This window comes from Alcanivorax sp. HI0083 (assembly GCF_001635175.1).
This window is the reverse complement of sequence record NZ_LWFX01000814.1, coordinates 1-484: the sequence shown is the minus strand read 5'-3', so window position 1 is coordinate 484 and position 484 is coordinate 1. Positions and strand designations below refer to the sequence as shown.

1 protein-coding gene is annotated in these 484 nt (G+C 57.9%); it reads right to left on the bottom strand.

All coding sequences use genetic code 11. From position 1 onward, the window contains the following. Positions 1–483: 30S ribosomal protein S4 (gene rpsD, locus A3754_RS07870; RefSeq protein WP_082904770.1), on the bottom strand; the 483-nt coding region annotated here is incomplete at its 3' end. Between the last annotated feature and the right edge of the window lies 1 nt (position 484).

The following is a 484-nucleotide window of genomic DNA, read 5'->3' as shown; positions in this document are numbered from 1 at the left end:
CTTCTTGTCATCAACTTCAATCCACGGCATAAAGCCGCGCTGCTGAGCGAGCTCCATGGCGTTCTTCCCGCGCAGCTGGTTCTTGGACTTCTCGCGAACATTGATCTGGTCGCCAGGCTTCACCTGGTAAGACGCAACATTCACAGACTGGCCGTTAACCAGAATGGCACGGTGGCTAACCAGCTGACGCGCTTCGGAACGGGTAGAACCAAAGCCCATGCGGTAAACCACGTTATCCAGACGACCTTCCAGCAGCTGCAGCAGGACTTCGCCTGTTGCGCCCTTGGAAGCGGCCGCTTTCTTGTAGTAGCTACGGAACTGCTTTTCCAGCACACCATAGGTACGACGAACTTTCTGCTTCTCGCGCAGCTGAACACCGTAGTCGGACAGCCGTGCCGGGCGACGCCCGCTTGCACCAGCAGCCTGGCCAGGAGCCTGCTCAGCTTTACACTTGGATTCCAGAGGGCGGATACCGCTCTTCAGG